The sequence below is a fragment of the Saccharomonospora halophila 8 genome, from assembly GCF_000383775.1.
Classification (GTDB): Bacteria; Actinomycetota; Actinomycetes; order Mycobacteriales; family Pseudonocardiaceae; genus Saccharomonospora; species Saccharomonospora halophila.
This window is the reverse complement of sequence record NZ_KB912586.1, coordinates 130593-135087: the sequence shown is the minus strand read 5'-3', so window position 1 is coordinate 135087 and position 4495 is coordinate 130593. Positions and strand designations below refer to the sequence as shown.

The window sequence follows — 4495 nt, the reverse complement described above, 5'->3', positions numbered from 1 at the left end:
CCGGGTGCCGGCCGCCGCGGCGGCGGTGACCGGAACGGTGGACGTGGAGCAGGCGTTGCGCAGCCGCGACGGGTTCACCAGCGGGTGGGACGACACGGGCCAGCACGAGTGGCTCACCGGTGCCGGCGTCGACGTGGTGCGCGGGCGGGGCCGACTGGCGGGGGAACGGACCGTCGAGGTGGACACCGGTGACGGTGTCCCGGTGACGGTGACCGCGCGGAAGGCGGTCGTCGTGGCGACCGGGTCACTTCCCGCGGTTCCGCCCGTCGAGGGGCTGCGCGAGATCCCGATCTGGGACAACCGGGACGCCACCAGCGCGAAGCGGATCCCGGTCCGGCTGCTGGTGCTCGGTGGTGGGGTGGTCGGCGCGGAGATGGCACAGGCCTACCGGAGGCTGGGGGCGGAGGAGGTGACGCTCGTCGAGCGGGATGACCGGCTGCTGTCCACCGAGGAGCCGTTCGTCGGCGAGGAAGTCGCGGAAGCGTTCGACGCCGAGGGCATCCGGGTGCTCACCGGGGCGGGGGCGGCCCGTGCCGCGCGGGAGGCGGCCGACGCGCCGGTCACCCTCACCCTCGACGACGGCACCGAGCTGGTCGGCGACGAGTTGCTGGTCGCGACGGGGCGCCGGGCGCGCACCGACGACCTCGGCCTGGACACGGTCGGCCTGCAGCCCGGTGGTTTCCTCGACGTGGACGACCGGCTCCGGGTGCGCGGGGTGGACGGGGACTGGCTGTACGCCGTGGGCGACGTCAACGGTCGCGCGCTGCTCACCCACCAGGGCAAGTACCAGGCCCGCACGGTCGGCGACCTCGTCGCGGGCCGGGAGCGGACGGCGTGGGCCGATCACCGGGCGGTACCCCGGGTGGCCTTCACCGACCCCCAGGTCGCCGCCGTGGGGCACACCGAGCGGCAGGCCCGGGAGGCGGGGGTGGACGTGCGTACCGTGCGTTACGACATCGGCAGCGTCGCGGGCGGCACGCTGCACGGTCAGGGCGTCGGCGGCACCGCCCAGCTCGTCGTCGACCGGCGGCGCCGGGTGCTCGTCGGTGCGGTGTTCGTCGGCCCCGGGGTCGGTGAGCTGCTGCACGCCGCCACCATCGCGATCGTGGGCGAGGTGCCGTTGGACACGTTGTGGCACGCCGTTCCCGCGTTCCCCACGATGAGTGAGGTGTGGCTGCGTCTCCTGGAGGTCGAGCGCGGCTCCGCGTAGGCGCCGCCGGTCGGGGTCGCACCGCCGCTCAGCGCGCCGGACGGCGGGGCCCGTTCCGGATCGCCGGCGGTCGAGAGCCGAGTAATCCGGACCGCCCCGGGAACCCTGTCCGCGGTCGGTCGCTCCGTGGACGCCGGGTGCCCCGTGGCGCGAGGGCGGCAGCGACGGCAGCGGCGATCCCGAGGAGGTCGTGTGAGCCGGCACCCGATCGGTGATCACGCGCTGCTCTCGGACCGGCATTCGGCCGCGTTGGTCACCCGCGACGGGTCCGTCGAGTGGCTGTGTTTCCCGCGGTTCGACAGCCCGTCGGTGTTCGGTGCGCTGCTCGACGACGACGCCGGTCACTGGTCCGTCCGCCCGGTGGGCCCCGCCGAAGTCGAGCGGGACTACGTCGCGGGCAGCATGGTGCTGCGCACCACCTTCCACACCGCCACCGGCACGCTGGAACTCCGGGACGGGCTCGTGCTCGGCGAGGTCGGCAACCCGCACCGGCTCGGTGCGCACGCGCCGCACCGGCTGGTGCGGTCGATGCGGTGTACCGCCGGGCGGGTCGTGGTCGAGACGTGCCTGCGGCCACGCCCGGAATACGGGGTCGTCGTCCCCGTGCTCACCGGTGTCCACGGCGGCATCCGGGCGAGCGGTGGACCGGACCGGCTGCTGCTGTCCAGCCCGCAGTGGCACACCGTCCACGACGGGGAGGCACACGCCTGCTTCGCGCTCGAAGCCGGGCAGTCCACCCACTTCGCGTTGCAGCGGGTCGCGCTCGGCGGTCCGGATCCCCGGCCTCTCGGACAGCGGGAGATCGCCGACGCCCTGGCCGACACGATCGCCGGGTGGCGGGCGTGGTCCGCGCTGCACCAACGCTACGAAGGCCCCTGGCGGTCGCTGGTGCACCACTCCGGCCGGGTGCTGCAGGCACTGAGCTACCAGCCCACCGGGGCGATCGTGGCCGCCCCCACCACCTCACTGCCCGAGCGGGTCGACGGCGCGCGGAACTGGGACTACCGCTACTCCTGGGTGCGCGACGCCAGCTTCACCATGCGGGCGCTGTGGGTGGCGGCCTGTCCCGACGAGGCGTACGAGTTCTTCGGGTTCATGACCGCGGCCGCCGCGCACACCCGTCCGCAACACCCCCTGCAGATCATGTTCGGCATCGGCGGCGAACACGACCTGTCCGAACGGGTGCTGGAGCACCTGTCCGGCTGGTGCGACAGCAGGCCGGTCCGCGTCGGCAACGGCGCGTGGATCCAACCCCAGCTCGACGTCTACGGCGAACTGCTCGACGCCGCGTTCCGCTTGCGCGCGCAGCTCGGCGAGCTCGCCCCGCAGACCCGCACGTTCCTCGCCGGCCTCGCCGACGCCGCGGCGGGCCAGTGGCACCGGCCCGACAACGGCATCTGGGAGATCCGCGGCGAGCCCCGGCACTTCCTGTACTCGAAGCTGATGTGCTGGGTCGCGCTGGACCGCGCGGCGGCCATGGCCGACCAGTTGCGGGCCGCCGACCGCGCCCCGGCCTGGCGCGCCTCGGCGGAGGAGATCGCCGAGGCGGTGCTGACCCGGGGCTTCAACGCCGAGGTCGGTGCGTTCACCCAGTCCTTCGGCTCCGCGGAACTGGACGCCTCCGCGCTGATGCTGCCCATCGTGGGATTCCTGCCGGGAACCGACGGGCGCGTCCTCGCCACCGTGGACAAGATCGCGGAGCGACTCACCGACGAACGCGGGCTGGTGTACCGGTACCGTGCGGACTCCGGGGTCGACGGGCTCGCCGGTGGCGAGGGTGCCTTCGTGCTCTGCACCTTCTGGCTCGCCCACGCCCTCGCCCTGGCCGGGCGGACGGAGCGGGCGCGGGAGGTCTTCGACCGCGCGGCGGGGCTGGTCAACGACGTCGGTCTGCTGGCCGAGGAGATCGACCCGGTCAGCGGGGCCCAGCTCGGCAACTTCCCGCAGGCGTTCAGCCACATCGGCCTGGTGAATGCGGCCTGGGCGATTCACCGGGCGGAGTCCGGCCACCGGGGGAACCCGGCGGGGTGACGACGCGGCGGCCGTCGCTTTACGAGCGGGTTCGGCCCCGTCGCCCGACGACGGCGGCCGCGGCACCGGCGAGTGTTCCGAGCGCCACGCCGACGAGCGTCTCACCGGGTCCGGTGAACGATCCGGACAGCGCCGGTTCCACCGGTAGGTCACCGACGGTCAGCACGGCGGTGCCGACCAGGGCGAGCAGGCCGCCGCCGAGCGCGGTCGTCAGGGCCGGCATCACGGGCAGCGCCCGGCCGACGCGCAGCCGACGTCCGACGGGCCAGGCGGCCGCGACGACGGCGGACGCCAGGTGGTACGGCGTCTCGGGGTTCCCGAGGGTCAGCAGGAGCCACAGCCCCAGGAAGATCACCGCGAGGCCCAGTCCGGCGTGCCAGGGCCCGGTCGCGGCCTTGGCCAGGGTCTCCTTGCTGATCGTGTCGAGCAGGCCGGGTGCCTCGGTACGGACCGCGTCGACCACCCGGGTCGCGCGCGGGTTCACCATCGAGTGGTCGTCGCCGACGACCACGGTGGGCACGGTCTCGTTGCCGTCCGCGATCGCGCGGACCCGTGCGGCGGCCCGGGAGTCCTGCCAGATGTCGATCTTCCGGACGGGCAGGCCGATCCGGTCGAGGTCTCCGAACAACCGGGAGCAGTACGGGCACCCGGGCCGCCAGTACACCGTCACCGGCGTGGTGGTTGCGTCGCTCACGAGATCTCCGGGCGGGTCGTCGGGGGTCACTGCCGACCAGTCTCGCACGCACCGGGTCCGCCTTTCTTGACTCCATGCCAGCACGGTGTGGAGCGCGGCGTACGAGGAATGCGGGAGAGGACGGGCCGGGCGGCCTGGTTCGTCCCCGGTCGGCACCGTGGCGTGGAGGGACGGAGGGGTGATGGCACAGCAGGCCGAGGTGGTCGTCGTCGGTGCGGGGTTGGCCGGGCTGACGGCGGCCCGTGAGCTGCGGTCCGCGGGGGTGGACGTGCTCGTGTGCGAGGCGGAGGACGAGGTCGGTGGGCGGGTCCGCACCGACGTCGTCGACGGCTTCCGGCTGGACCGTGGGTTCCAGGTCCTGCTCCCCGGATACCCGGCCGTCCGGTCGACGGTGCGGGTCGCCGACCTGCGGCTGCGGCGGTTCACCCGGGGTGTGATCGCGTGTGGGGACCGGGGTCGGCGATACCTGGCGCCGCCCTGGCGCCATCCGGCCGCGTTGCGCGACCTCACGGAGTTCGCGCGGCACCGGCCGCGGGACGTGGCGGCGTTGGCGTGGCTGT

At 74.1% G+C, this 4495-nt stretch carries 4 protein-coding genes; 3 read left to right on the top strand and 1 reads right to left on the bottom strand.

Annotation, left to right across the window (positions count from 1 at the left end):
• Together SACHA_RS23190 and SACHA_RS0119135 are read left to right on the top strand one after the other, a co-directional pair.
• Positions 1–1210: FAD-dependent oxidoreductase (locus tag SACHA_RS23190; protein ID WP_157601771.1), on the top strand; the 1210-nt coding region annotated here is incomplete at its 5' end.
• A 192-nt stretch (positions 1211–1402) separates the two neighbouring features.
• Positions 1403–3241: a glycoside hydrolase family 15 protein gene (locus tag SACHA_RS0119135; protein WP_019812359.1), complete on the top strand. Its 1839-nt coding sequence runs from the start codon at positions 1403–1405 to the stop codon at positions 3239–3241.
• A gap of 19 nt (positions 3242–3260) precedes the next feature.
• On the opposite strand, the gene SACHA_RS26545 is transcribed toward SACHA_RS0119135, so the two are convergent.
• Positions 3261–3935, bottom strand: coding sequence for a glutaredoxin domain-containing protein (locus SACHA_RS26545; RefSeq protein ID WP_028663351.1), 675 nt, complete (start codon positions 3933–3935; stop codon positions 3261–3263).
• 181 nt (positions 3936–4116) lie between these two features.
• Between SACHA_RS26545 and SACHA_RS23185 the strand changes: the two genes are divergently transcribed.
• A partial coding sequence (locus SACHA_RS23185; RefSeq protein WP_039739825.1) for an FAD-dependent oxidoreductase occupies positions 4117–4495 on the top strand: 379 nt, incomplete at its 3' end.